General features: G+C 56.3%; 26 protein-coding genes. 19 read left to right on the top strand and 7 right to left on the bottom strand.

Translation table 11 applies throughout. The features are described from left to right. Positions 1-65 precede the first annotated feature (65 nt). The 13 genes from ACGY09_RS11290 to ACGY09_RS11230 all read left to right on the top strand — a co-directional run bounded on the left by ACGY09_RS11290 (position 66) and on the right by ACGY09_RS11230 (position 7944). Positions 66-251 carry a type Z 30S ribosomal protein S14 gene (locus ACGY09_RS11290; protein ID WP_373650146.1) on the top strand — a complete coding sequence of 62 codons (186 nt, stop codon included), beginning with the start codon at positions 66-68 and terminating at the stop codon, positions 249-251. Between the two features lie 4 nt (positions 252-255). Further along, on the top strand, positions 256-645 hold the full coding sequence (rpsH, locus tag ACGY09_RS11285; RefSeq protein WP_397571625.1) for a 30S ribosomal protein S8: 390 nt from the start codon (positions 256-258) through the stop codon (positions 643-645). A gap of 30 nt (positions 646-675) precedes the next feature. Then, positions 676-1218, top strand: coding sequence for a 50S ribosomal protein L6 (gene rplF / locus ACGY09_RS11280; protein ID WP_373650148.1), 543 nt, complete (start codon positions 676-678; stop codon positions 1216-1218). Positions 1219-1259: 41 nt separating this feature from the next. Beyond that, entirely contained in the window at positions 1260-1622 is a 363-nt protein-coding gene (rplR, locus tag ACGY09_RS11275; RefSeq protein WP_373650149.1) for a 50S ribosomal protein L18, read from the top strand. A gap of 48 nt (positions 1623-1670) precedes the next feature. After that, complete coding sequence (gene rpsE, locus ACGY09_RS11270) at positions 1671-2153, top strand: 30S ribosomal protein S5 (protein ID WP_373650150.1); 483 nt, start codon at positions 1671-1673, stop codon at positions 2151-2153. Then, positions 2154-2621, top strand: coding sequence for a 50S ribosomal protein L15 (rplO, locus tag ACGY09_RS11265; RefSeq protein WP_397571624.1), 468 nt, complete (start codon positions 2154-2156; stop codon positions 2619-2621). 8 nt (positions 2622-2629) lie between these two features. Then, positions 2630-3997 carry a preprotein translocase subunit SecY gene (gene secY / locus ACGY09_RS11260; protein WP_397571623.1) on the top strand — a complete coding sequence of 456 codons (1368 nt, stop codon included), beginning with the start codon at positions 2630-2632 and terminating at the stop codon, positions 3995-3997. Between the two features lie 5 nt (positions 3998-4002). Then, positions 4003-4119: a 50S ribosomal protein L36 gene (gene rpmJ / locus ACGY09_RS11255; protein ID WP_373650153.1), complete on the top strand. Its 117-nt coding sequence runs from the start codon at positions 4003-4005 to the stop codon at positions 4117-4119. A 57-nt stretch (positions 4120-4176) separates the two neighbouring features. Further along, positions 4177-4563 (top strand): 30S ribosomal protein S13, encoded by a 387-nt coding sequence (rpsM, locus tag ACGY09_RS11250; RefSeq protein ID WP_373650154.1) that lies wholly within the window; start codon positions 4177-4179, stop codon positions 4561-4563. A gap of 140 nt (positions 4564-4703) precedes the next feature. Further along, entirely contained in the window at positions 4704-5084 is a 381-nt protein-coding gene (rpsK, locus tag ACGY09_RS11245) for a 30S ribosomal protein S11 (RefSeq protein WP_397571622.1), read from the top strand. A gap of 57 nt (positions 5085-5141) precedes the next feature. After that, positions 5142-6161 carry a DNA-directed RNA polymerase subunit alpha gene (locus ACGY09_RS11240; protein ID WP_373650156.1) on the top strand — a complete coding sequence of 340 codons (1020 nt, stop codon included), beginning with the start codon at positions 5142-5144 and terminating at the stop codon, positions 6159-6161. A 140-nt stretch (positions 6162-6301) separates the two neighbouring features. Beyond that, positions 6302-6874 carry a bL17 family ribosomal protein gene (locus tag ACGY09_RS11235; RefSeq protein WP_397571621.1) on the top strand — a complete coding sequence of 191 codons (573 nt, stop codon included), beginning with the start codon at positions 6302-6304 and terminating at the stop codon, positions 6872-6874. Between the two features lie 113 nt (positions 6875-6987). Next, positions 6988-7944 carry a phosphate acyltransferase gene (locus ACGY09_RS11230; RefSeq protein WP_397571620.1) on the top strand — a complete coding sequence of 319 codons (957 nt, stop codon included), beginning with the start codon at positions 6988-6990 and terminating at the stop codon, positions 7942-7944. A gap of 354 nt (positions 7945-8298) precedes the next feature. Here the strand turns inward: ACGY09_RS11230 and ACGY09_RS11225 are convergent, their stop codons facing one another. The 3 genes from ACGY09_RS11225 to ACGY09_RS11215 all read right to left on the bottom strand — a co-directional run bounded on the left by ACGY09_RS11225 (position 8299) and on the right by ACGY09_RS11215 (position 11836). Continuing rightward, on the bottom strand, positions 8299-9156 hold the full coding sequence (locus ACGY09_RS11225) for an SGNH/GDSL hydrolase family protein (protein WP_397571619.1): 858 nt from the start codon (positions 9154-9156) through the stop codon (positions 8299-8301). A 69-nt stretch (positions 9157-9225) separates the two neighbouring features. Beyond that, on the bottom strand, positions 9226-10473 hold the full coding sequence (fabF, locus tag ACGY09_RS11220; RefSeq protein WP_397571618.1) for a beta-ketoacyl-ACP synthase II: 1248 nt from the start codon (positions 10471-10473) through the stop codon (positions 9226-9228). 85 nt (positions 10474-10558) lie between these two features. After that, positions 10559-11836: a beta-ketoacyl-[acyl-carrier-protein] synthase family protein gene (locus tag ACGY09_RS11215; protein WP_397571617.1), complete on the bottom strand. Its 1278-nt coding sequence runs from the start codon at positions 11834-11836 to the stop codon at positions 10559-10561. A gap of 237 nt (positions 11837-12073) precedes the next feature. On the opposite strand from ACGY09_RS11215, the gene ACGY09_RS11210 reads away from it, so the two are divergent. After that, complete coding sequence (locus tag ACGY09_RS11210; protein WP_397571616.1) at positions 12074-12628, top strand: hypothetical protein; 555 nt, start codon at positions 12074-12076, stop codon at positions 12626-12628. A 105-nt stretch (positions 12629-12733) separates the two neighbouring features. On the opposite strand, the gene ACGY09_RS11205 is transcribed toward ACGY09_RS11210, so the two are convergent. Then, the gene (locus ACGY09_RS11205) at positions 12734-14290 is read right to left on the bottom strand and encodes a family 16 glycoside hydrolase (RefSeq protein WP_397571615.1); all 1557 of its coding nucleotides are present in this window, start codon (positions 14288-14290) and stop codon (positions 12734-12736) included. 459 nt (positions 14291-14749) lie between these two features. Between ACGY09_RS11205 and ACGY09_RS11200 the strand changes: the two genes are divergently transcribed. Genes ACGY09_RS11200 through acpS form a run of 4 tightly spaced genes read left to right on the top strand, consistent with a single transcriptional unit; the run spans position 14750 to position 19284 of the window. Further along, positions 14750-17194 carry an ABC transporter substrate-binding protein gene (locus ACGY09_RS11200; RefSeq protein ID WP_397571614.1) on the top strand — a complete coding sequence of 815 codons (2445 nt, stop codon included), beginning with the start codon at positions 14750-14752 and terminating at the stop codon, positions 17192-17194. Positions 17195-17248: 54 nt separating this feature from the next. Continuing rightward, positions 17249-18277: an ABC transporter permease gene (locus tag ACGY09_RS11195; RefSeq protein ID WP_397571613.1), complete on the top strand. Its 1029-nt coding sequence runs from the start codon at positions 17249-17251 to the stop codon at positions 18275-18277. Next, positions 18277-18888, top strand: a complete 612-nt coding sequence (locus ACGY09_RS11190; protein ID WP_397571612.1) for a hypothetical protein — start codon at positions 18277-18279, stop codon at positions 18886-18888. Before ACGY09_RS11195 ends, ACGY09_RS11190 begins: the two co-directional genes overlap by 1 nt. A 12-nt stretch (positions 18889-18900) precedes the next feature. Further along, positions 18901-19284, top strand: coding sequence for a holo-ACP synthase (acpS, locus tag ACGY09_RS11185; protein WP_397571611.1), 384 nt, complete (start codon positions 18901-18903; stop codon positions 19282-19284). A gap of 62 nt (positions 19285-19346) precedes the next feature. Here the strand turns inward: acpS and ACGY09_RS11180 are convergent, their stop codons facing one another. From ACGY09_RS11180 to ACGY09_RS11170, 3 genes are all read right to left on the bottom strand, one after another. Then, positions 19347-19796 (bottom strand): hypothetical protein, encoded by a 450-nt coding sequence (locus ACGY09_RS11180; protein ID WP_373650168.1) that lies wholly within the window; start codon positions 19794-19796, stop codon positions 19347-19349. A gap of 24 nt (positions 19797-19820) precedes the next feature. Then, positions 19821-21539, bottom strand: coding sequence for an anti-sigma factor family protein (locus tag ACGY09_RS11175; RefSeq protein WP_397571610.1), 1719 nt, complete (start codon positions 21537-21539; stop codon positions 19821-19823). 136 nt (positions 21540-21675) lie between these two features. Then, entirely contained in the window at positions 21676-22254 is a 579-nt protein-coding gene (locus tag ACGY09_RS11170) for a sigma-70 family RNA polymerase sigma factor (protein WP_397571609.1), read from the bottom strand. Positions 22255-22639: 385 nt separating this feature from the next. Here ACGY09_RS11170 and ACGY09_RS11165 point away from each other — a divergent pair, with 385 nt between their 5' ends. Continuing rightward, a complete protein-coding gene (locus ACGY09_RS11165) occupies positions 22640-22984 on the top strand; it encodes an antibiotic biosynthesis monooxygenase family protein (protein ID WP_397571608.1) in 345 nt (114 codons plus the stop codon). Positions 22985-23047 lie beyond the last annotated feature (63 nt).

Below are 23047 nucleotides of genomic sequence, written 5' to 3'. Positions count from 1 at the left end.
TGAATTGAAAGTAGCTACGCCGATCCCGTGGATGACACGGACGCCGCAGTAGCGAGGGAGAGAAAATGGCAACGGCAGCGCATGTTGTGAAGGCGAACAAGAAGCCGAAGTTCAGCTCGCGCATCGAACATCGATGCCAGTTGTGCGGACGTTCGCGAGCGGTGTATCGCAAGTTTAAGTTGTGCCGCATTTGCTTCAGAAATCTGGCGTTGGACGGGATGATTCCAGGGGTCAAGAAGGCGAGTTGGTGACGTTATGGCAGACGGTGTGTCGGACATGATTACGAGAATTCGCAACGCGGTGAAGAACCAGAGCCCGTTTGTGAATGTACTTGACTCCAAGCTCAATCGTTCCATCTTGGACGCGATGGCTCGTGAAGGTTACATTTGGAGCCACGAAGCGCCAGCCGAAACCAAGGGCGTGATCCGTGTGACGTTGAAGTATGCTGCAGACGGTGGTGCGGTTGTGCGACACCTGCAGCGCGTCAGCCGGCCAGGTTGCCGGGTGTACTCGACCGTGGACAAGCTGCCACAGGTTTTGCAGGGACTCGGGGTTTGTATTGTTTCGACGAACAAGGGTGTATTGAGCAGTCGCGAGGCGCGTCAGCAGCGAGTCGGCGGCGAAGTGTTGTTCGTCCTTTGGTGATCGTCTGCGTATAGAAATTGAGACTAGAGAATGTCGCGAGTAGGTAAAAAACCGATTCCAATTCCGCAAGGGGTTACGTTCGCTTTCAAAGACGGTGTCGCAACCGCCTCGAAAGGGAATCGCACGCTGACTGTTCCTGTCGACAACCGGATCAGCCTGAAGGTGAACGATGGGAACACTGTTGTTGTTGAGCGAATCAACGATAACCGTGAGAGTCGCGCACTGCACGGACTGACGCGAGCCCTGGTCAACAACATGGTCGTTGGTCTGGTTCAGCCGTGGGAAGTCAAGCTTGAGATCGTCGGCGTCGGCTATCAAGCCGCTCTGAAGAACAATGTTATTTCGCTGCAGGTCGGTTTTGCGAACAACATCGAGTTGAAAGTTCCCGAAGGTGTTTCGTGTGAGCTTCCTGACAACACCCACGTGGTGATCAAGAGCGCCGACAAGCACGCTGCTGGACAGTTCGCGGCGAACATTCGCGCTGTGCGTCCGCCTGAACCTTATAAAGGTAAGGGCATTCGGTACGCGGGCGAGCATGTTCGTCGTAAGGCCGGTAAAGCGTTCGGTAGCTAAGTCAAGTCATTTGCTGATTCAACGGTGTCGAAGAGGTCTTTATGAACGGTCAGGAAATCATCGCGACGCAACGTCGCCGTCGTCAGTTTCGGGTACGAAACCGACTGAAAAGCGGTCGTCCCCGCTTGTCTGTCTTCCGCAGCGGTCGTCACATTTACGCCCAGGTGATCGACGACGCGACCGGTCAGACGCTGGCATCGGCTTCGTCACTGGATACCGCGCTCCGTGGTAAGGTTACCAGCGGTGGCAACTGTGCCGGAGCAGAAGTGATTGGACGCGAGATCGCCGAGCGGGCGCTGGCCAAAGGGATTAAGGCCGTTTCTTATGATCGTGGCCCTTACCGGTTCCATGGTCGTCTGGCGAAGTTGGCAGAAGCAGCCCGTGCTGCTGGGTTGGATTTCTAAGTCGATTGACCTTTTGGTTACGTGTCTGGGTGTCTGGAGATAAACAAAGTGGCGGGTGATAAATCAAATTCAGATTCCCCGGAACGCGTCGTCCAAATCCGGCGATGTGCTTGCGTGGTCAAAGGCGGACGTCGGTTCAGCTTTACCGCGCTTGTGGTTGTCGGGGACGGCGAAGGCCGCGTGGGATACGGTTACGGTAAGGCGGTTGAGGTTCCACTCGCGGTTGAGAAAGCTGTGAAAGCAGCCAACCGAACGATGATGCGATGCCCGCTGACCAAGAACTCGATCCCACACCAGGTGATTGGCAAGTATGGTTCAAGCCTCGTCATGCTGATGCCAGCGAATCCCGGAACGGGAATTATCGCCGGCGCTTGCGTGCGAGCAGTGGCAGAATCGCTTGGTCTGACCGACGTTTTGACGAAGGTTCGTGGATCGAGCAACCCCATCAACGTCATCAAAGCGACGTTCGATGCGCTGAAACAATTGAGAAGCCGCGAAGAGATCGGTCGGCTGAGAGAGGTGGGTGTCTAAATGATGATTCACGATTTGGGGCTTGAAACCCCAAGGAAAAAACGCAAACGAGTTGGACGCGGTATTGGCTCTGGCCACGGCAAGACCTCGGGACGCGGGCACAAGGGTGCCGGCAGTCGGTCTGGCCATAAAGATCGCGTCGGGTTCGAGGGTGGTCAGATGCCACTCGCCCGCCGAGTCGCCAAGCGTGGTTTCTCGAACAATCAATTCGCTCCGACTGTAGCTGAGATCAACCTGAAAGATCTCGACAAGGCATTCGAGTCAGACACCGTCGTCGATATCGCCGCTCTGCGTAAGGCCGGCCTGGCACCAAACGGCAAGGTCTCTGTTCGGATTCTCGGATTTGGCGAGTTGACGAAGCGGCTGACCGTGCATGCAAACCACTTCTCGCGGTCTGCTGAAGCGGCAATCGTTGCCAAGGGTGGCCGAGTCGAGCGATCCTTGCACAGCGCAGATTATGCTGGATAAACAAGTTCATGTTTAAGCACCTCCGCAACGTTTTTTCGATTCCCGAGCTTCGAAATCGGCTGCTGTTGACGCTGGTTCTACTGGCGGTCTACCGGCTCGGGTTCTCGATGCCTCTGCCATTCGTCAACCAGGAAGCGCTGGCAGAAAGCCTGTCGCGCCAGGGTGGCAGTGGCGTTGGTCAGATGATGAGCATGTTGTCGCTGTTCTCAGCGTCGAACATCGGTAATCTTACGATTTTCGGCCTCGGGATCATGCCGTATATTTCGGCATCGATTATCTTTCAGTTGCTTGGGACGGTTTATCCGCCTCTCGAAAAGCTGCAGAAAGAGGGCGAGGCGGGTCGGAAGAAGATCAACGAGTGGACGCGATATGCGACGGTGGTGATCTGCTTCATCCAGAGTTATTTCTGGATTGTTGTGCTTTCCGGTGGATCTGGCGGCAGTGAAAGAATCATTCTGCCTGAGTTTGACAATTTCTACATGCGGATTATCTGCACGGTGACGATGACGGCCGGCAGCGTGTTGCTGATGTGGATCGGGGAACAAATTGACGAGTATGGCGTTGGAAACGGCGTAAGCTTGCTGATCATGGCTGGCATTCTCTCCCGCCTTCCGACAGCACTGGGAAGTTTGATTGCACCCGCATTCAAAAGTGGAATCGGGTTGGGGAGCTCGGCCGGGATTGACCGCTTGATTCTTCTCGTGGTCGTCTTCTTCGGTGTCGTCTGGTGGGTTGTGCTGATCACGCAGGCGACCCGCAAGATTCCTGTCCAAAGCGCGAAGCATGTACGTGGGAATAAGGTCTACGGCGGCCGCGTCGATCATCTGCCATTGCGGCTTAACCAATCAGGGGTGATGCCAATCATCTTCGCATCGAGCCTGCTCATGTTCCCTTGGCTTGCGTTTAAGCAGCTCGCTGCGTTGAATATCGATTTTATGGGTTTGGGGGCGCTGTTCACGAAATTGGAGAGTGCTTTCTCGAATCACGGTGGTTTCCTCTACAATGTCTGCTACATCGCTCTAATTTTCTTTTTCTGCTATTTCTGGACGGCGATTACTTTCAATCCCACGGAAATGGCGTCGAATCTGAAAGATTACGGGAGCTTCATCCCAGGTTACCGTCCTGGTGATCGCACGGCGGCGTATCTGGAGCGAGTGATGACCCGAGTGACCTACGTCGGGGCGGCATTCCTGTCCCTGGTGGCGGTCATTCCAACGGTGATTTCCGGACTGCTGAATCTCGATGCCACGGTTTCGAGTTTCTACGGCGGAACTGGCTTGTTGATTTGCGTTTCTGTGGCGATCGATTTGATTCACAAGATAGACAGCTACCTCGTGGCCCGCCAACAACCCGGGTTGCTTGACGTGCAGGAGTAGAGACGATGAAGGTTCGTGCTAGCGTAAAGTTGATTTGCGAAGGCTGTAAGGTTGTCCGCCGCAAAGGTCGCGTATATATCATTTGCTCAACCAACCCACGCCATAAGCAGCGACAGGGTTAACAAGACTCGTTGGGCGTTGGGTAGTCAATAAAAAGTTTTTCGATTGGGTGATGAGTTATGCCGCGTATTCAGGGTGTGGATTTGCCGAACGACAAGCATGTCGTGGTGGCGTTGCAGTACATCTACGGCATCGGTGATTGGGTCGCGGCTGAGATCTGCTTCCGGTTAGGGATTGATCCCTTCCTGAAGGCGTCGGCGTTGACCGACGAGACCGTGTCCCGGATCACTGGATTGCTCGACAAGGACTACCTCGTTGAAGGTCAGCTCCGTCGTACGATTCAGCAGAACATCGCTCGTCTCCGAGATATTCAGAGCTATCGCGGGCTTCGTCATCGCCGCAACCTGCCCGTTCGCGGTCAGCGTACACGCACTAACGCCCGTACGCGTAAGGGCGTTAAGAAGACGGTTGCCGGTAAGAAGGGCGTCAAGGACATGAAGCACTGATCGAAATTCGATTCAGTCGATGTCTCGTTCGGCCAGTCAGGCGTATTTGTTCCATTGGGTGGCGTAATTGCCATCTGCACAGTAATCTGCCCTGCACAAGTGTGTCTCCGGGTTGTTGAATTTGGACTACAGGTTTCGTTATGGCAAAAGTTAAAAAACGCAAGGTGCGACGAAATATCACCCGTGGTATTGCGCACATTCAGGCGACATTCAACAACACGATCGTGACCATCACCGACGTAAACGGTGACGTGCTGTGCTGGGCTTCGGCCGGGACCGTTGGTTTCAAGGGGAGCCGTAAGAGCACCCCGTTCGCTGCACAGCGAGCTGCCGAGACCTGTTCGGAACGGGCCGCGAAGTTCGGTATGAAGGAAATGGAAGTCCAGGTCAAAGGTCCTGGCTCCGGTCGTGAGAGCGCGATTACCGGTCTTCAGACCTCGGGTGTCGTGGTTCGCTCGATTGAGGATATTACGCCAATCCCGCATAATGGGTGTCGGCCACGGAAGAAGCGACGCGTCTGATACCTTTGGTTCGGGCGTTCGTGGGTACGATTTTCGACGTTTGTAGGTGATTATTCAATGAGAATTCGCTGGCGCGGCCTTGAATTGCCGAATCGGGTCGTCACCGAGAAAGAGACCCTGACGAGCACGTACGGCAAATTTGTGATCGAGCCATTCGAGCGTGGCTTTGGTGCGACGATCGGAAACAGTTTGCGACGGATTTTGCTGTCGAGCCTGGAAGGTAGTTCGGTCACACGGATCAAGATTCAGGGTGTCCAGCACGAATTCACCACCATCCCCGGTATCGTTGAAGACGTCACGGACATCTGTCTGAATTTGAAGTCGGTTGTTGTTAAGAATCACGCTTTGGTTCCAAAGACGTTGCGTATTGAGCGTCATGAACGTGGCGTGGTGACCGCTGCGGATATCATTGTTGATGACCAGGTTGAAGTCTACAACAAGGATTTGGTCATCGCGACGATGACTGACGACGTCTCGCTGAACATCGAGATTCAGGTTGAGAATGGTCGCGGTTATTCCCCGGTCTCGGAACAGCCCGAGCATCAGAATGAAGTTGGGGTGATCCCCATCGACGCCATTTTCTCGCCGATCACGCGTGTTCGTTACAAGATCGAAGAGACGCGCGTTGGGCAGCGGACGAACTATGACCGATTGATTCTTGAGATCTGGACTAACGGGACCGTCACACCTGAGATGGCTTTGGTTGAGTCTGCCAAGATTCTGCGTAAGCATCTCAATCCGATCATCACTTATCGTGAGCCTGGTCCCGAAACGTTCCCCGACAGCGGCCTGCGTAATATGCATGAGTCGACGGGATACGCTCCGGTTGATCTGGAGTTGGAAGAACGGTTGTCACGTAGTTTGGCTGAACTGAATTTGTCGGTGCGGGCGACGAACTGTCTCGAGTCCGAAGGGATCAATACCGTTCGCGACTTGGTGACAAGGACGGAAGACCAGTTGCTGCAGGTCCGCAACTTCGGTGACACGACATTGCAGGAAGTTCGTGAGCGGTTGACGTCGATCAACTTGCGTCTGGGGATGCGATTGCCGCAATCGATGCAGCAGCGCGATCGCTAGAAGAGATTTTTGGAGTGATTGGCCCCTGATGCGCGTTGCTCGCGTTCAGGTTGTCAGTCGGGTAAAGTACAGCTTTCCGGTTCAGTCCGTTTCGACGTCTGGGCCGCTCGCAACATACTTGATATGGTTTTGAACAGATCATGCGACATCGAAAAAGCGGACGAAAACTGGGCCGGAATCAGAGTCACCGAAACTCGATGTTCCGCAACATGGCGACCAGTCTGATTTGTTCCAGCAAGCCGGACGCTGCCAGCGGCAATGCTCCTAAGGTGCCTGGACGTATTATCACAACCGTCGAGAAGGCCAAAGAACTGCGTCCCGTGGTCGAGAAGCTGATCACGATGGGCAAGAAGGCTCTTGCCCACCAGGATGCTGCTGCTCAGTTCGCGACTTCGGCTGCTCGAGGCAGTGCTGAATGGGAAGAGTGGCGAAAGTCTGATCGTTGGCAGAAGTGGAATGCCGCGATCGCTCCCGCCGTATCACTGCGTCGCCGAGCATTTGCTGCTCTGCGTAGCAAAGAAGCTGTGGCGATCCTGTTTAGTGAAATCGCTCCCCGGTTCCGTGAACGTCAGGGTGGTTACACTCGCGTTGTGCGACTGGCTGAGTTTCGTCTCGGTGATGCCGGGCGAAAGGCTTTGATCGAGTTCGTCGGTCAGAATGATCGCAAGAGCGTTCGACGTGGCGGAGCTGCCCGTTCGATCGCAACGACTTGATCGATCGGGTCAGGCGTTGTGGGCGCGTGAAATAGATAGCCTTCTTCAGCAGTATTGCTGAGGAAGGCTTTTTTGTTTTATGGTCTTGGATTGCTGTTGTTTGTGAGGTCCCGATGTCACTGCTGAGTTTTGGCTCTCTCTACCAGTTAGCGGATCAGTTGGCGTCTCCCCTGCCCGTCGTGGCTGCGGGAGGGGCAGATCGAACGGTTCTGGAAGCGTTATCGATCGCTCAGCGGCGCGGGTGGGTGAAGCCGATCCTGACAGGCTCGGTTGCTGAGATTGAGTCGCTGGCTCACGACCTTGATATTGAGTTGTCCGAGTTTCAATTGATTGACAGTGACCAACCCGCTGTGGCTGCAGTCGCGGAAGTGAAGGCGGGGCGGGCGAGTCTGCTGATGAAGGGGCAGATTGCGACGCCAGATCTCATGAAAGCGGTGCTTTCTCGTGAGAATGGCCTGCGAACGGAACGTTGCATCTGTCAGGTTGTATTGATGGAAATAGCAAGGGATTCCCGGCGTTTCCTGTTGTCGGACACCGGGATCACCATTCAGCCCACGCTGGAGCAGAAAGCAGATATTCTGCGGAGTATGGTCGACGTGGCGACGGCGTTGAGCGATGGAGCATCCAGTGAACTGCCTCGGATCGGAGTGATGTCGGCCACTGAAAAGGTGACGGAATCGATGCCCGATACTCTGGATGCCGCGGAACTGGCTCGTCGAAACCAGGCGGGCGAATTGCCGGGATGTATCGTACAGGGGCCGCTCTCGTTCGATCTTGCCTACGCGACAGACGCTGCGGAAAAGAAGCGGATCAGTGGATCTGTTGTCGGTGCTGCAGACGGGATGCTGTTCCCGAATCTACTGTCCGCAAATTTGACGGTGAAGGCGTTGATGTACACCGCGGACTGCAAGTTTGGCGGCGTGCTGTGCGGGGCGGCCTGTCCGGTGGTCTTCATGTCGCGAGCTGATTCGACAGAGACGCGGTTGAATTCGCTTGCTTTCACCTTGCGGATGCTGACCGCCAAGGATGAGTTTGTGCGGAGTGGGGGGCCGCAGGACGAAGGCTTGTAGAGGAAACCGGGGGGCCGCAGTTTGCTCTGCTCCGCTCTTCTCTGCCGTGCGATGCAGGTCAGGTCTCCGTTGCCCAGGCGAGTACTTCTTCTTCAGACTGCAGGCCGACGGTTGTGGCTTCTGGGGAATGTATCGGCCGCTTTCTGTGATGGGGGGGGCTTGTCTGCTCCTTCACACATCGTCGAGGATACGTCGACACGTGTCGGGACGGCTCCGGAGCTGAAACACCCCGGCAGCCGCGCTCAAGCGGCGAACTGGGGTGTCTGTCGTCTCGAATGAAGAGGGCCGAGTGTCGTAATGCGCTGAAGGCAGACTGGGAAATCAATTAGCCTGAGATCAACCTCACTTGAGGGTTCATGGCTTCACGAACTGCTTTCTGATCAGGGGAGTCAGGAACCTCGCTGTTTCGTCTCCGATGACGTGGTAACCTGCCAGATTCGGATGCCGATCGCCGAACCAGCCGGGAAGATGTCCAAAATGGGCATCCAGGCGGTTGTCGAGCACTTCGACGGTTGGGGAACTTCCAGGGACGACGAAGGGCTTCACAAATTCGCGTCGATTTTCCGGGATTTTATCCAGGGGAAAACGGCGGTAGTTGAGCATGTCAGGCCCCCGCTCCAGTTCCGCGGCGTATCGCGGGTAGATGTCGAAAAGCAGTAACCCTTCGGCCTTGGCGACTGCAACGTTCTGGTGGTTGATCCGCGTCGTCAACGCTTCATTTCCGTAGGGGATGACTGTCATCACGATGAGGGTGGCCTTCGGATGGTCGGTCTTCAGCCGCTCGATGAGTTCGTGATAATCCCTGGCAAAGTTCTCGTCGAAGTTTTCACGGCGGCCGACGTCATTCAAGCCGTAGCGAATGAGCACGTAATCGATACCGGGGAGCTTTGCAGCTTCCTTGTCGTAGCGGCCCGAGTCGAGCAGTCGGCGGATGTATTCGCCGCTCAAACCCAGATTGATGACATTGGTCGGAGGCAAATCCTGTTCAGCGGCCAGGAGTTCCCGAATGACGTCTTCCAGGTGAGGTCCTTTCGGGACATGTTGTTTGGGGATGATCCCTTCTGTCGTGCTGTCGCCCAGCAGCAGAATCTGAACTTTGCCATCGTGTTCGGCGTGTGCCGGGGCACCTCCGAAAAGGATCATCAGAAGGGTGACCGTCAGCAGGCTGAACGGCTGGATTCGAAGAGTGGTTCGTCTGGTGGCCAAGTTCATTCGCATCTCCCCTGATGTTCAAGTTGTCGGACCATGTTGCTGGAGCTTTTCATCCTGCCGGCGTGAACTTCAGTTCTCGACGGCGGCCAGGATGATGGACGAATTATGGCCGCCAAAACCGAAACTGTTGAGCATACCCATTCGAATTTTTTCATCGACGGGGGATGTATGGACAGTCTTTTTCAGCCATTCTTCGGATGGTTCGTCAAAGTTCAGCGTCGGGTGAATGACACCGTCGCGGATGGACATCGCGATGACGGCAGCGGCCACACTACCACTTGCGCCACAGAGGTGGCCGATCAGGCTTTTGGTGCAGCTGATTGAAAGTCGATCGGCCGCTCGTTCGCCAAATGCGGTCCGGATCGCTGTCGCTTCGGCGGCGTCTCCGAGTTCCGTGCTGGTGGCATGTGCGTTGATGTAGGGAATTTGCTCGGGCATGACGTGGGCATCCTGCATGGCAGCGCGCATCGCCTCCGCTGCACCGGCACCCGACGGATTGGGAGCCGTCATGTGATGGGCATCGGCGGTCTGTCCGCACCCCACGATTTCGCAGTAGATCCGGGCGCCCCGGTGGAGGGCGTGTTCATAATCTTCAAGGACGAGGATTCCAGCCCCTTCACCCAGCACAAATCCGTCGCGTCCCCGATCGAAGGGGCGACTGGCCTGGGTGGGAGCATCGTTTCGTTCGGAGAGAGATCGTGCAGCGCAGAAGCCAGCCAGGCCGAGCGGTGTGATGGGAGCCTCTGCTCCGCCAGTGATCACGATGTCACTCCGTCCGGTGCGAATCAGGTCACGGGCGGTGGAAATGGCGTCAGCGGCCGATGCGCACGCGGATGAGACACTGAAGCAGGGGCCGGTGACCCCGAAGTGAATCGAAATCGCCGCGGCCGCCGCGTTGGGCATGATGCGGGGAACGAAGAACGGGCTGACGCGTCCGGGGCCGACGTGCTGGAGCTTGATGCTCTCTTCCTCGAAGACTTCCATCCCGCCGATGCCGGTTCCGACGACGACGGCGGCTCGCCGGGGGTCGCCGCTTGTCGGGTCGAGTCCCGCGTCTTTCAGGGCTTCGATTGCGGCGACCAGTCCGTATTGCGCATAACGGTCGAGCCTTTTTGCCTGTTTGCCTCCGAGAATTTCGTCCGGCTGGAAGTTTTTGACTTCGGCGGCGATCCGGGTGCGGTAGTTAGAAGCATCGAATCGGGAGATCGTGCCCACCGCAGACTGACCGTCGCAGACCGCCTTCCAGAAGTCGGGCATATTGTTGGCTAAGGGGTTCACTGTTCCGAGGCCAGTGATGACCGCGCGGCGCATTTCCATGGGACGTCCTTGTCAGGTATTAACGGACCGCGCGGAATGGCGATCACGAGGAAACTTCGGGGGGAGAATCTTACGGGGGATTCACCTAGATTTGCGAGAACAGGAGCGACACGTTCTGACCGCCGAAGCCAAAGCTGTTGGAGAGAACGTGCGAAACGGGCAGTTCCCGCGCGGTGAGTGGGACGTAATCCAGATCACACTGAGGGTCTGGGGTCTCGTAGTTCATTGTCGGCGGGATGACGTTGGCGCCGATGGCCATGACGGAGAAGACGGCTTCGATCCCACCGCCGGCTGCGACCAGATGACCTGTCATGCTTTTGGTGCTGCTGACAGGAAGATGATCGGCGGCAGTTCCAAAGACCTTGCGGATGGCCAGAGTTTCCAGTGCGTCGTTCGCCTTGGTGCTGGTTCCATGCGCATTGAGGTAGCTGACGTCGGAGGGGTTCAAGCGGGCTTCCTGAAGAGCCAGCTTCATCGCGGTGACGGCTCCCCTCCCTTCGGGATGAATGTCCGTCACGCGGTAGGCATCGGCGGTGGAACCGTACCCGGTCAGCTCGGCGTAGATCGGGGCCCCACGCCGTCGCGCCGCTTCGTATTCTTCCAGAATGATGATCCCTGCCCCTTCTCCCAGGACAAAACCATTACGGTCCAGATCGAAGGGTCGCGATGCCCTGGTGGGGTCATCGTTACGCGTCGACAGAGTCGTCAACAGACAAAAACCAGTGACTCCGAACGGATGAATCATGGAGCTGCTGCCGCCCGTCAGTGCTGCATCGAGGAGTCCATCTTCGATCAGTTTGGCGGATTCCCCGATGGCTTGAGCGGCTGCGGCACAGGCCGTGAGGGTGTTGAGATTGGGGCCTTCGAAACCGAACTCCGCTGCGAGATGAGCGGATACCATGTGCGGTTCCTGCTCCATCTCTTTCGCGGCGTCGAGATTGGCCAGCACGAGCTGATTGAAGGCGGGGAGATCGCAGTTGCCATCCGTGGACGAGCGAGCCACCATGCTCATGAAAAGTTCAAAATCCTGACTTCCCTCGCCTGCACCGGTGTAAACGCCGATGCGGCCCGGATCGTATCCTGCCTGCTGCAGCCCCGAGTCCCGGACAGCTTGAGCCCCGGCAGCAATGGCAAAGTGAATGTTGCGTCCGGACTTGGGATATCGCTTTTGTACCTCTGGGAATGTCGTCCCAAAGTTCTTGACCTCGGCTGCGATCCGTGCGGGGTAGTTGGAGGCGTCGAATATGGAGATCGCGGAGACTCCCGACTGGCCATTCAGTAATGCGTTCCAGGACTCCGCGGGCGAGTTTCCGACCGGACTGACGCATCCCAGTCCAGTGACAACGACTCGTCTCTTTTTCACAAGTATCTCCTCGTTGGAACCGCATGTGAAAAACTTGTATATACAATTTCATGCAGCGTCAAGAGACGGGTTTCAAAGGGAATTGGCTGATCGATCGGGACACGAAACGCAGGCGGGGGTTCGTGCATCCGCGTGGCTCGGAATAGGATCAATGGCAGCCAATTCCAATCTTAGCGGTGTTATACTGCAGAAGAGAGTGTGATCGTGATTCCGGGCCAATTTGCTGAAAATGGTGAGATGTCGAGATTACAGCAGCGACTTCAGGATCAGCGGTTTCGAAACGACTACCAGTTGGTGGACGGCGCTGAGATGCATCGGGCAAACCCAGCGACATTTCACGTTCCGCCTGCTGTGCTGAAGCGTCAGGTCCGCCCGGGGCAATTCGTCGAGCTGCGGATCGATTCACCACGATTCTCGCTGCATGAGGAAGTCGCGGAGAAATGTCCGTGTCCTTCGTGCGCGGGGCCACTTTCCAAACCCATATTGAAGCATACGCACCCTGCATCCCTCTTTCCTTTACCCGACCGGGTGATCCCTTCACGTGGCTGGGGTGAAGACTTCTGGGGCCGGATCTCAGAACGAGTTGATGACCTCTTTCTGGGTGTTGTCGACAATGTGATGGTCGAGTCCCGGCTACATGGGGTTTGGTTTGGAAGTGAGATCGTCTTTCACGCAGACCATCTTCTTGCGGTGCATGATGTGCATCGTCGCGAGCTGGTTTCGGGGATGGACGTGCAGGACCTTAAAGAGTTGGCTGCGTGGCTGGCCGAACTGCGAGGCCCCACTACCTGAGAACACATGTTGATGACACGTGGTTTTAAGGTGACAGCCCATAAAGAGAAACGCTTCATGGGCTGTCGTCGTCAACGGTCTGAGTTCCAGGGGCTGCGAGGTTCTTTATTCGGCTGCGATTTTCGCCAGCTCGCCCGCTCCGGACTTGAGGCCATAAAGGAGCTGCACTTCATCGACGGACAACGCGCGGTCAAACACGGTCAGGTCGTCCATGTGTCCCACGTAGGCAGCACCGAGGACGAGCAGGACTCGTGACGGATCCCATGCGAATGAGAGATCCCAATTTTCAATCGCCCCTTGTCGGACGCCGTTGATGAAGAGTTGACCCGCTTGAGGTTTGCTCTTGTCATTGACGTTCTCCAGAGTGAATACCACATGAGTCCATTCTTCGCGTGAGAATGGGGCTTTCGCGACCTGAACCATGGGGCGCTTCTCAAAAGGAATATCGGCCCACTGGACATTGTTCGGATTCCAGATGTGGAAGAGGGGTCGAATGGCGTACCGGAAGAACCGAGGCGTTTCGTCCTTGGACCACTCGAGGAAGATGAAGCCTTTTTTCAGGTCGTCGCCAACAATCTGGACGGGGTCGCAGTAGCCGGGTTCAAGATCCAGATCGGGGTTGAGACGTAACCATGTGGAAACTGTGGTGCTCCAGTTCTTGTCGTTGTATCCAAGCACACCTCCATCCTTGTAGGTGGGGCGAAGGTTGTTCTTTCGAGTGAAGTGGAGGCCTTGACCGAATCGGCCCGCATCGGCTGAGAGACGAACGTCATCATTGGGTTTGGCAGGAACGAGGTTCGTGCCCTCAACGACATAGCAGGCCTTGTCGCCCCGGGCGAAGTCGGCATCCAGTCCGTGATCGAACGACGCGTGCAGAGTAAGGGCTCGCGCGAGGCGTGTCTTCGTTTCCTTGTCGGCTGCGGCAAGTCGCTGCTGTGCTTCGGCAGGCTCGATCTCATGCACGAAGATGTTTCGCCAGCGGATTTCTCCGCCGTGGGTTTGCAACATGATGGGGCCCTTCGCCGGCAGAGGCTTTGAACGGTCCCAGAAATTTTCCATGACAGCCCCATCGACGACGAGGTGATCGTTGAGCCAGACCCAGGTTCGGCTGCCGATCTGAGTAATTTTGAACTGGTTCCATTCACCGAAGGGGCGGTCGGCACGAACGAGTGGATCACGTCCCGCCGTCCAGGGAGTGTTGTTGAAGAGTCCGCCCGAGCCGAGGTGGGGGCGGCGTGTGGGAGCCTTGGGGTCGAAAACCTGGTTCCAGTCCCAGATCTGGACCTGCGGCGTTCCGCGAAGATAGATGCCGCTGTCGGCTTTCGCGACCGTCTTGTATTCAATCAGGAGATCGATGTCTCCAAATTCTTCCTCGGTGGTGGCATAAGGACCGTGACCATCGTTGACGAGTTCCCCATTTTCAACGGTCCAATTCTTGGGGAAGTCGAGTCGCTGCTGGGCGAGGTCTGCGGCTTTCTTGTCTCCTGTCAGATTCGTACCGTTGTGCGGATTATTGCCATACCAGCCGGCGAGATCCTTGCCATTGAAAATTGCTTTGAAACCTTGTGGAGGCTGCGGTTCTGCCGCAAGTGCGCTGCTGGGGCTCAGATGTTCCGCCAACGGAATCAGGGCAAGAATGGCAAGGCAGAAATTCACTCGCATCGATTGGCTCCGAGGTACAACATGGTGGACAGGACAGTTGTCGTGAGGGTCGCCGTCATATTCATGCCCGCCGCCTGGACGGGGCGAACTTGAGATCGAGAGCAGGATTCTATCGAAGTGCAGAATGGCATTCTAACGCGATCATGAACAGCCTGCATCCGGATCGGATCGTCCCATCGCATTTCCTTCTGCCCGAAGCCGATCGGCTCCCCCAGACCGCTTTGTGGTTTGGGAGATCCCTGTTCCGGAGATGAGAACCAAATGGATGATACGAGCAGGGGAGACGAAGTTGATGCTTGCTGTGATTTGGACTTGCGTCTATCTTCGGGTTACCTTTGAAAGGTAATTGTGCGATGATTCTGGACCCTTGAGGAGCGGGGATGCTTCACAACGTGTCAGAACAGCAGGTCGTCGGTCTCGCAATGTCTTCTGCGTGTCAGATAGGGAAGGATGCCGTCTATGGTTCGGTCTCACCAGTTCGCCGGTGCAGTCATTCTTGGTGTTCTGCTGTCGATGGGGTGTACCACCTCCAGCACTCCCGCCCCGGCCAAAACGTCTGGTTCGTCCAGCGCGACGTCCGAAAACACTGGCTCCGAAGCGAGTGGCGAATCGGTGTCGAAGGGATCAGGAACCAACGGGGCCGAGGCGAAGACCGCCTACTGGGAAGATTATCCAGACGTCCCGAAGATCGAAATTATGGCAGAAGTGGACGGCATCAAGATCCCCCGCATGCCGCCCAACAACGAAACGCTGTCACTTGCCGGACCGATTCCTGCTGATGTTGACAACGAGTGGGCCAAGTCGAGACCCAGTCAGCCCGTGTCCGGTGATGCGATCTCGATTCGGTTCAATTCCGAGCCTCGTGTTCTGAACCCCATTACAGAAACATCGGCCGTCCAGACGTATATCATGCAATACGTCAACGAAGGACTGGCCCGTCAGAATCCTGAGACGTTCGAGTATGAGCCGGGAATCGCAAAGAAATGGGTCGTCGAAGACTCCATCAAGCTCTCGCCTGATTATCCCGGGCGTGAACGCCGTGTCGCTCTGAAGGATGGAGAAGCCAAGGTTTCCTTCGAGATCGATTATGAAGTCGCCCCACCTGTTAACGGTAAACCTGCGGAATCGAAAACGATCTCTCTGGTCACATCGAATAAAGAAGGCCAACCGCAAGGGGGAGCCTGGGTTGGAATTTATCCTGTCGGAAGAATTCTGGGCGCCTCGACCACGGGCTACCACTATTGGAGCGACAGCAACGGTCAACTTGATGTCGGCGGATTTCCTGCTGGGAAATATGTCGTCAAGACGGGAGACGAAATCTTCGGTCAATCTGAACCGGGTGAAGACGGCAGTCTGATCGTTAAGCCGGGGACAGAAGAAAATCCTCTCAAAGAGGCACTGACACTTAAAAAAGACGAATGGCAGGACGTTCAGGCGAAGACCTACACGACGTTCTATCTGCGTGACGATGTGAAATGGTCAGACGGTGTCCCCTTCACGACCCGAGATATTGAATTTGGTTACGCTCTGCTGAACAGTCCGTATGTCGATGGCGATTCGATTCGGACGTACTACAGCGATCTGGTCGAGTGCACCGCACTGGGGACCCATACGATTCGGTTGCGATATCGACAGCAGTACTTCAAGGCTCATGAATTCTCGTACGGGATCTCGGCCTTTTCGCCACCGATCCATTTCTTTGAAGCGATCTTCAAAGAGAACGGTCGTGAGCTGACGCTGGCCCCGCTGACTCCGCAAGAAGAAGCCTCGAAGAACATGATCAGTGCTCGCGGGCAGGAGTTTGGCAAGTTCTTCAACACGGATGATCGCTATAACCGCAAACCACTGGGAACGGGTCCGTACATCGTCGACAAGTGGGAACGAGGCGACCGGGTCGAACTGGTGCGGAATCCTCATTACTGGGAGCCTGCCAAGGCGGGACACCTCGATCGAATCATCTTCAAGTTCATTATCGACCAGGTGTCGGCGATGGCAGCGATGAAGGCGGGTGAGATCGATTTCTTCTTCGACATGTCAGCCGAACAGTTTTTCGAGGACTGGCCGACGCTCGACAAGGAAACGCGTGAGACGTACGTGCGCGGAATGTGGTTCTCACCCATGTTCAGCTATATCGGCTGGAACCAGCTCGCGACGCCATTTAAGGACCGCCGGGTTCGAATTGCATTGACGATGTTGTTCGACCGGCAGGATTTCGTGGACAAGAAACTTCACAACGCCGGGGTGGTGGTCTCGGGAACGCAGTACCTGTTTGGTCCCGGGTATGACCGTGAAGTATTGCCGATTGCGTACGATCCCGAGGCGGCTCGTGAATTGTTGACCGAGGCTGGCTGGATCGATTCGGACAACGATGGGATTCTGGACAAAAACGGCGAGAAGTTTCAGGTGCTGCTGCGACTCCCCAAGGGAAAGCCTGTTAACGAGCAGATGTGCGAGATCATGCAGAAGAACTTCAAGAGCGTCGGGATCGACATGCAGATCCAGACCATGGAGTGGGCCTCGTTCATCGAGAAGCTGCGAGCAAAGGAATGTGATGCGGTCGCCCTTCGCTGGGCGATGCCGATTGAGAGCGATCCCTTCCAGATCTGGCACAGCTCGGAAGCGGCTCGCGAGAAACGGGGAAGTAACACGATTTCGTTCAGCAATCCCCTTGCGGACGAATTGATCGAGATGCTGCGTGTCACGCTGGATGAAAATAAGCGGAAGCGGATTCACCAGTCTTTTCACAGAGTGATTGACAGCGAGCAGCCGTACATGTTTCTCTGGATTCCGAAGGAATTCGGGGCGTACCACAAGCGATTCCGCAATGTGAAGTGGTACCGTCTGCGGCCCGGCTTTGATCTCTCAGAGTGGTACGTGCCGAAAGACGAGCAGGTTCACAAATAATGCGGCTTCGCAAGGTCGCCGTGTTCTCTCCACTATCCCAGATCGAGACGTGTTTTGGCCACTTACCTCCTCAAACGAATTCTGCTGATGATTCCGACGATGTTCGGAATTCTGCTCGTGTCGTTTCTGGTGATCCGTCTGGCCCCCGGGGATCCGGCGGCGGAAAAGTTTGGTGGAGCGGGACAGGCGTCCGCCGGTGTGAATGCAGAACGAGGGACGGAAGCGGCAGAGAAACGATTCCGTGAACGACACGGTTTCGATAAGCCGCTTCCGCACCAGTTCATGTTGTTTCTCAACCGGCTCGTCCAAGGGGACATGATCTTTTTCCAGACCGAGCAGAAGATCTGGCCTGAACTTTGGGATGCCCTGAAGGTCACGATGCTGCTGAACCTGATTGTCTTCACGTTGATCTATGTGGCGGCGATTCCCCTGGGTATCCTGAGTGCCGCCTATCCACGCCACATGTTTGATCGCGTCTCGACGGTCTTTCTGTTCGTGCTTTACAGCCTGCCGTCGTTCTGGGTGGCTGAGTTACTGCGTGAACTGTTCATGCAGAAATGGATCTGGACGAATCTGGGCTTCTCGAATTCCCCACTGCCCATCCTGGGACTGAAGTCCCAGAACTTCGATTCGATGCTCCCGTTCGAACAGTTTGTGGATTACGCGAAGCATATTGTGCTGCCGGTGCTCTGTATGACTTATGGAGGTCTGGCGTACGTCAGCCGGCAGATGCGAGCCGGGATGCTGGAAGTCATTCGTCAGGATTACATACGCACGGCTGAGGCAAAAGGGTGCAGCAAGCCTCGAGTGATCCTGGTGCATGCACTGCGGAACAGTCTCTTCCCGATCATCACGCTGCTCGCCTCGCTGCTGCCATTTCTGGTCGGTGGAAGCGTGATCATTGAGGTGATCTTCAATATTCACGGAATGGGGCTGTTGTCGTACGAAGGAGTGCTGCGCCGTGAGTACGATCTCGTGATGACCACGCTGATGCTGTCCGCCGTGCTGACACTTGTGGGGATTCTGGTCTCCGATATTCTCTACGTAGTGGTCAATCCGCGGGTTTCTTTCGAAGATAAGTAATGGACAGAGTCGGTCCTCACGATGCGCACGTGCCGGCGGAATTAGACGAGTCAGACGATTCGACGAGGGACTCGACACAGGGGGGCGGCGGATCGCTCGTCGTCTGGATGCTCGCCAGTTTGTTCTGCGTGGCCGTTCTTGCTCTAGCCGTCTCGCACGCACCTGCCCGCATCCGTCTGATCGGGCTTCTGTCGATTGGGTTTGGTCTGTTAGTGGGATGGCTGATCGTCTGGCTTGCCAATGTGTTTGAAGTACGGCCTTCTTTATGGACGTTATTCGTCTTCGCCGCTTCGCTGGCATGTGGAGGGTTCGTCTTAAGTACACTCCAGACGTTTCAACTCGATACCGCGATGCGTCAATTGTCGAAAGAGGAAGAGCTCGCCGCGAAGCTCATGCGGGAAATCGATCGACAGCGAGGTGTGGTCAAGGCGGACGAAACTGTTGTGCAGCGATTTCGGGAATTTCTCTCGCGACGAGTCCGACAATTGGGGGCGTGGCCAAGTCCCTGGCCCGAGGTCTTCTGGAGCGGCGAATGTCTGCTGACAGGGATCGCCGCTGGCGGTTTGTCGGTACGGCGGGCGTCAGCTTCCTCACGATCTCAACCTGAATAGAGGAGGCGGTTGATGATTGTGGGCTTAGGGACGGACATCGTTGAAGTTGAGCGAATCGAAAAAATGATCTCAGACCATGGAGATCACTTTTTAAACCGGGTCTTTACGGCGGATGAGATTCAACATTGCCAGCCTCGCCGCGAGCCGGCCCCGCACTATGCAGGGCGTTGGGCCGCCAAAGAAGCCGTGATGAAGGTGCTGGGGACCGGGTTTACACCGCAGGTCGGTTGGACTGACATCGAAGTCAAAGTCAGGTCCAGCGGTCAGCCGTACGTTGAATTGCACGGGGCCACTCAGCAGGTCGCGGTGGAACTCGGGGTTGATGAGATACTGATCACGATCTCACATACCAGGAAGTATGCGACGGCCACGGCTGTCGGCTTGCGAAGAGGCTGACGCAGAGAATTCAACCCCCGGCTGCAATTCATCGGGGCGTTTCTGGTCTCGACCTGCGTGGTTCAGTTCGAATGGCGCTGCTTATTCTTGAGGTAGTAGCTCTGGATTTCGGCGACACAGGAGCGACCGTTGGGGGCGAGCGTAGCACAGCGTGCGTCCGGCGACTGGGCTTTCAGCACGGCGGACTTGGTGCGGACGACGGTCCCTTCCGCCAGGTCGTCGTCAATGTCGTCCCGAGTGAGTCCAAAGCAACTGCATAAGGGAGCTGCGGGGTCTTTAATGGGAATGGGGCGAGTGAACTTGTCCCGCGTAACCTGTCCTGAAAAGTCATCGAAGAAGACGACATCGCACTGGCTGTCGGGGCAGAAGCTGGCCGATTCTGCGAGGCCACGACGAAGTTCGGGCGTCAGTTGCGCGTTGAGGGTTTGAGGGCCCACCGGCTGTCCCAGCGATTGACATCGAGGGCAGCGACTGGCGGTCTCGTCCGGTTCTCGGATAAAGGCTTTGTTCATGACAGAGCGGCACCCCTCAGTTGATCAGGGGACTTTGGAAGCCGGAGACTGCTCTGATCGCAACACGATCAACATCCTGACCAGTTTTTGAGTCCGATCGTTCCGGTCGGAAAGTGCTTGAGCTCGATTACGGGGGCCGAAATTCAGATCGAAGTTTTGAACCTGATTGGCTAACGGAGGAATCGCTGCCTGGGGGCCCATCCCCCCCATTACACCGTTTGAGATCCCGAGTGCAGGCATGCTTTCGCGTGAGACCCGGAAGTACGCCTTGTCATTACCAGAGGCGACGACGCCATTCGTTGTGTCGCGGTCTTTCTGCTGGGTTTGCCCCGGCTCTGGTTGTGATGGTTCGTCCGTAGCGGCGGGCTGGCTCCTGGCGCCATCGTTGGCGCTCGTCGCTCCGAAAGTCTCCGCGGGCTGCGAGGTATTGTTCCGTTCACCGAGCGAGTTGATCAATGCGTTCCGGGTTGCGAGATAGGTGACGGCGATATTCGCTTCCTCGTTGACTTCTTCCGGGAGTTCGACCGATTCACGATCCAGGTGTGCTTCGTTGGTTGGATCTGTTCCGGCGAGTGATTGGCTGACTTCCAATTTGGGCCCATAGTTCCCCACCATCGCCCGTGTTCCCGCTGGGAGTTCGATGGGTGGCTGAGGCGACCAGTTTCGGTAGAGATCGGGGTGAATCTTGATGAGGTCGTCGAGGGTGCTCGCGAGCTGGTCACCCGGAGCCCGGACATAAAAGACCTGCAGTTCATCGGACCAGTCAGATTCCTTACGGTCCGAATCACCTTTGAGTTGCCGGCGATCATCGAAGGCTTTGTGCTCGTCCCGCTTTTTCGCTGCCCCACTTGCTTCGTCGTTGACTTCCAGCACAGAGCGTTTCTGCAGCAGGAGCTTTAATTCTTCGGCCCCGCGTTCGATATCGACGACTGTCAAGTCAATGACTGCGACCGTGTTAGTAGGGTCCGCAATTCTGGATACGACGACGTCGCCATTGGTCAGTGACGAGAGAAAATCTTGTTGGGATTGCGGCTGGATCGTGTTTGTTACCGGATCGATCATCTCGGCAACGAGGACTGGAGAGATTTCTTCTCCCAGAGTGGGATCCGTCGACACGTGATCGGCAGAATTGAGCTTCGCACGAGGGGGAGCGTTTTCGTGCGATTCCATCGCCGCGCCTGCCGCGAAGCTGCTCATCGCAGACGCCGCTTCCATCTCTGCATTCATTGGCTGATCTATTGAGTCGACAGGCGCTGTGGCCTGCGACATCGCGATGCCGTCTTCCGGGGCCGCTTCGGGAGCGGCGGATTTTGAGAATCGGCCAAATGCGAGTTGATCCGGCGCGGGTCCCGTGTGTTCCAGTTCTGCCATCTGATCGGAGTTTTGATGGAGCGGCAGCTGCCTGACAGAGACCATTGCCAGAAGCGATGCCATGGTTGCCAGGATCCCGGCACCGAAAGCCGTCCATTCCCGACGCCAGCTACGGGCGGGGGTGGGATGTGAGCTGGGCGCGGTGGGGAGTGGAGCGGCGTCAACGCGTTTCTGAATATTGGCTGTCAGACCGGCAGGGGCGGACTCACGGGGAAACGAGTGCAGCAACGCGGAAAGCTTCGAGATTTCGTCGAGCTGTTGACGGAACTCGGGTGACGAGTCGAGTAATTGTTCAACTTCGGCGCGTTCGGCGGGTGTCGCTTCCCCATCGAAGTAGGCCGAGATCAACTCATCAGGAACCGGTAGGTTCATGGTACTGGTTTCTTCCTGCTGTCCCTCTGGACAGACTGCATTTACCTGAACAGAACAATAATCAAATTCCAGCGGGAAGTGCGAGATGAATCTTCATGATCAGAATATTTCCCCGCACTGCGATCACCCATCCCGCCTACAGTACCTCTGACTTCAACAGTACCGACAGTTTGTCACGTAACTCGATGCGGGCACGGTGGATCCGACTGCGAACCGTCCCCACCGGGACCTCGACCAGCTCAGCGATCTCTTCGTAACTCATTCCATCCATCTCTTTCAGCACCAGGGCGGTCCGAAATTCGTCCGAAAGTTCCGACAACGCCTGCTGGACAAGGCGTTGTCTGTCAGAAACTCCCAGTGCATACGACGGTTCGGTCGACGGATTCGCATCCGACGGCTCAACGCCGGTGGCGTCTTTGCGAGCTTCCAGGGAAACCGACATCCGCCGCGTCTTTCGCTTGTGGCTGACCGCTGTGTTGAACGCAATGCGGAACAGCCACGAGTAAAATTGGGACTGCCCTCGAAAACTTCCCAGTTTTTCGAAAGCCTGTACAAAGGCGTCCTGAGCCGCGTCCTGCGCGTCTTCCGTTGAACCGAGCAGATGCACCAAAGAATGAAAAAGCCGATTCTGGTACCGCTCAACGAGTTGCCCGAAAGCCTCCCGTCGACCAGCCAGGCAATTGTCAATCAGCGATTGGTCTGATATCTGGTTCACGATCGATTGCTATTAAGACGCTCGGTCAGAGTGGAAAGTTCCCATGCGTGGTCGTCTCAACTCTGGTTCTTTGTAAATGGGCAGAATTCGTCTGTTCCCGGCGGCTCACCAAGTCTTTGCGCCCCATTCGGGCTCCCGAAAGGACGATCGTCGCAGCCGCCATATGTCTCTGTCGAACTGATCGCGATCGCTTTGCGTTCGATCGAATGTGTCAAACAGAAATACTTCGTTCTGTCCCCTGCTGCAACAATCGGAACCCTCTTCAGGTGCCGTGTGTCCGACCTTCGGGTGAATGTCAGGGAATTGATGTTCTGGGGCGACTTTGACGGGTCGGCGGTTCATGAGCGGCTCTCGGCCTTATTCGGGAATCGGCAGGTGTAACGCGATGGTGGAACTGACTGGTGGGGCAGGAGAACATTTGAAGCCCCCGTACTACGCCGTGATCTTCACCTCAAAACGGTCAGTCGAGGACCCGGCAGGCTATTCGGGGATGGCAGAGAGAATGGAACAGCTTGCCAGCCAGCAGCCCGGCTTCCTTGGTGTGGAAAGCCACCGGGATCGTGACGGGCGTGGAATCACTGTTTCTTACTGGGCCGATCTGGCCTCGATCGGTGCCTGGCGAAGCCATTCCGAACATTTGCTGGCTCAACAGATGGGGAAGTCTGTCTGGTATGAGTCATACCATGTCCGCATCTGCCGGGTGGAGCAGGCCTATTCGTTCCCGGGTTGAGCAAGGTGCTGGCGAATCGGAGTTTCAGCACCAGAAAGGGGGGGGGGCGCTCGCGGAAACCTG

The sequence above is a fragment of the Schlesneria sphaerica genome (assembly GCF_044336245.1).
GTDB lineage: Bacteria > Planctomycetota > Planctomycetia > Planctomycetales > Planctomycetaceae > Schlesneria > Schlesneria sphaerica.
The sequence above is the reverse complement of the archived record's forward strand: the minus strand, read 5'-3'. Positions and strand labels throughout refer to the sequence as shown.

Coding starts and splice junctions, on each gene's coding strand:
- rpsM (WP_373650154.1), top strand. CDS start 4,177: ATGCCGCGTATTCAGGGTGTGGATTTGCCGAACGACAAGCATGTCGTG.
- rpsK (WP_397571622.1), top strand. CDS start 4,704: ATGGCAAAAGTTAAAAAACGCAAGGTGCGACGAAATATCACCCGTGGT.
- ACGY09_RS11175 (WP_397571610.1), bottom strand. CDS start 21,539: ATGAACCTACCGGTTCCTGATGAGTTGATCTCGGCCTACTTCGATGGG.
- ACGY09_RS11205 (WP_397571615.1), bottom strand. CDS start 14,290: ATGCGAGTGAATTTCTGCCTTGCCATTCTTGCCCTGATTCCGTTGGCG.
- ACGY09_RS11230 (WP_397571620.1), top strand. CDS start 6,988: ATGTCACTGCTGAGTTTTGGCTCTCTCTACCAGTTAGCGGATCAGTTG.
- acpS (WP_397571611.1), top strand. CDS start 18,901: ATGATTGTGGGCTTAGGGACGGACATCGTTGAAGTTGAGCGAATCGAA.
- ACGY09_RS11225 (WP_397571619.1), bottom strand. CDS start 9,156: ATGAACTTGGCCACCAGACGAACCACTCTTCGAATCCAGCCGTTCAGC.
- rplR (WP_373650149.1), top strand. CDS start 1,260: ATGAACGGTCAGGAAATCATCGCGACGCAACGTCGCCGTCGTCAGTTT.
- ACGY09_RS11200 (WP_397571614.1), top strand. CDS start 14,750: ATGGTTCGGTCTCACCAGTTCGCCGGTGCAGTCATTCTTGGTGTTCTG.
- ACGY09_RS11165 (WP_397571608.1), top strand. CDS start 22,640: ATGGTGGAACTGACTGGTGGGGCAGGAGAACATTTGAAGCCCCCGTAC.
- ACGY09_RS11210 (WP_397571616.1), top strand. CDS start 12,074: ATGTCGAGATTACAGCAGCGACTTCAGGATCAGCGGTTTCGAAACGAC.
- secY (WP_397571623.1), top strand. CDS start 2,630: ATGTTTAAGCACCTCCGCAACGTTTTTTCGATTCCCGAGCTTCGAAAT.
- ACGY09_RS11240 (WP_373650156.1), top strand. CDS start 5,142: ATGAGAATTCGCTGGCGCGGCCTTGAATTGCCGAATCGGGTCGTCACC.
- ACGY09_RS11190 (WP_397571612.1), top strand. CDS start 18,277: ATGGACAGAGTCGGTCCTCACGATGCGCACGTGCCGGCGGAATTAGAC.
- rpsH (WP_397571625.1), top strand. CDS start 256: ATGGCAGACGGTGTGTCGGACATGATTACGAGAATTCGCAACGCGGTG.
- ACGY09_RS11290 (WP_373650146.1), top strand. CDS start 66: ATGGCAACGGCAGCGCATGTTGTGAAGGCGAACAAGAAGCCGAAGTTC.
- rplO (WP_397571624.1), top strand. CDS start 2,154: ATGATGATTCACGATTTGGGGCTTGAAACCCCAAGGAAAAAACGCAAA.
- rpmJ (WP_373650153.1), top strand. CDS start 4,003: ATGAAGGTTCGTGCTAGCGTAAAGTTGATTTGCGAAGGCTGTAAGGTT.
- ACGY09_RS11235 (WP_397571621.1), top strand. CDS start 6,302: ATGCGACATCGAAAAAGCGGACGAAAACTGGGCCGGAATCAGAGTCAC.
- rplF (WP_373650148.1), top strand. CDS start 676: ATGTCGCGAGTAGGTAAAAAACCGATTCCAATTCCGCAAGGGGTTACG.
- ACGY09_RS11180 (WP_373650168.1), bottom strand. CDS start 19,796: ATGAACAAAGCCTTTATCCGAGAACCGGACGAGACCGCCAGTCGCTGC.
- fabF (WP_397571618.1), bottom strand. CDS start 10,473: ATGGAAATGCGCCGCGCGGTCATCACTGGCCTCGGAACAGTGAACCCC.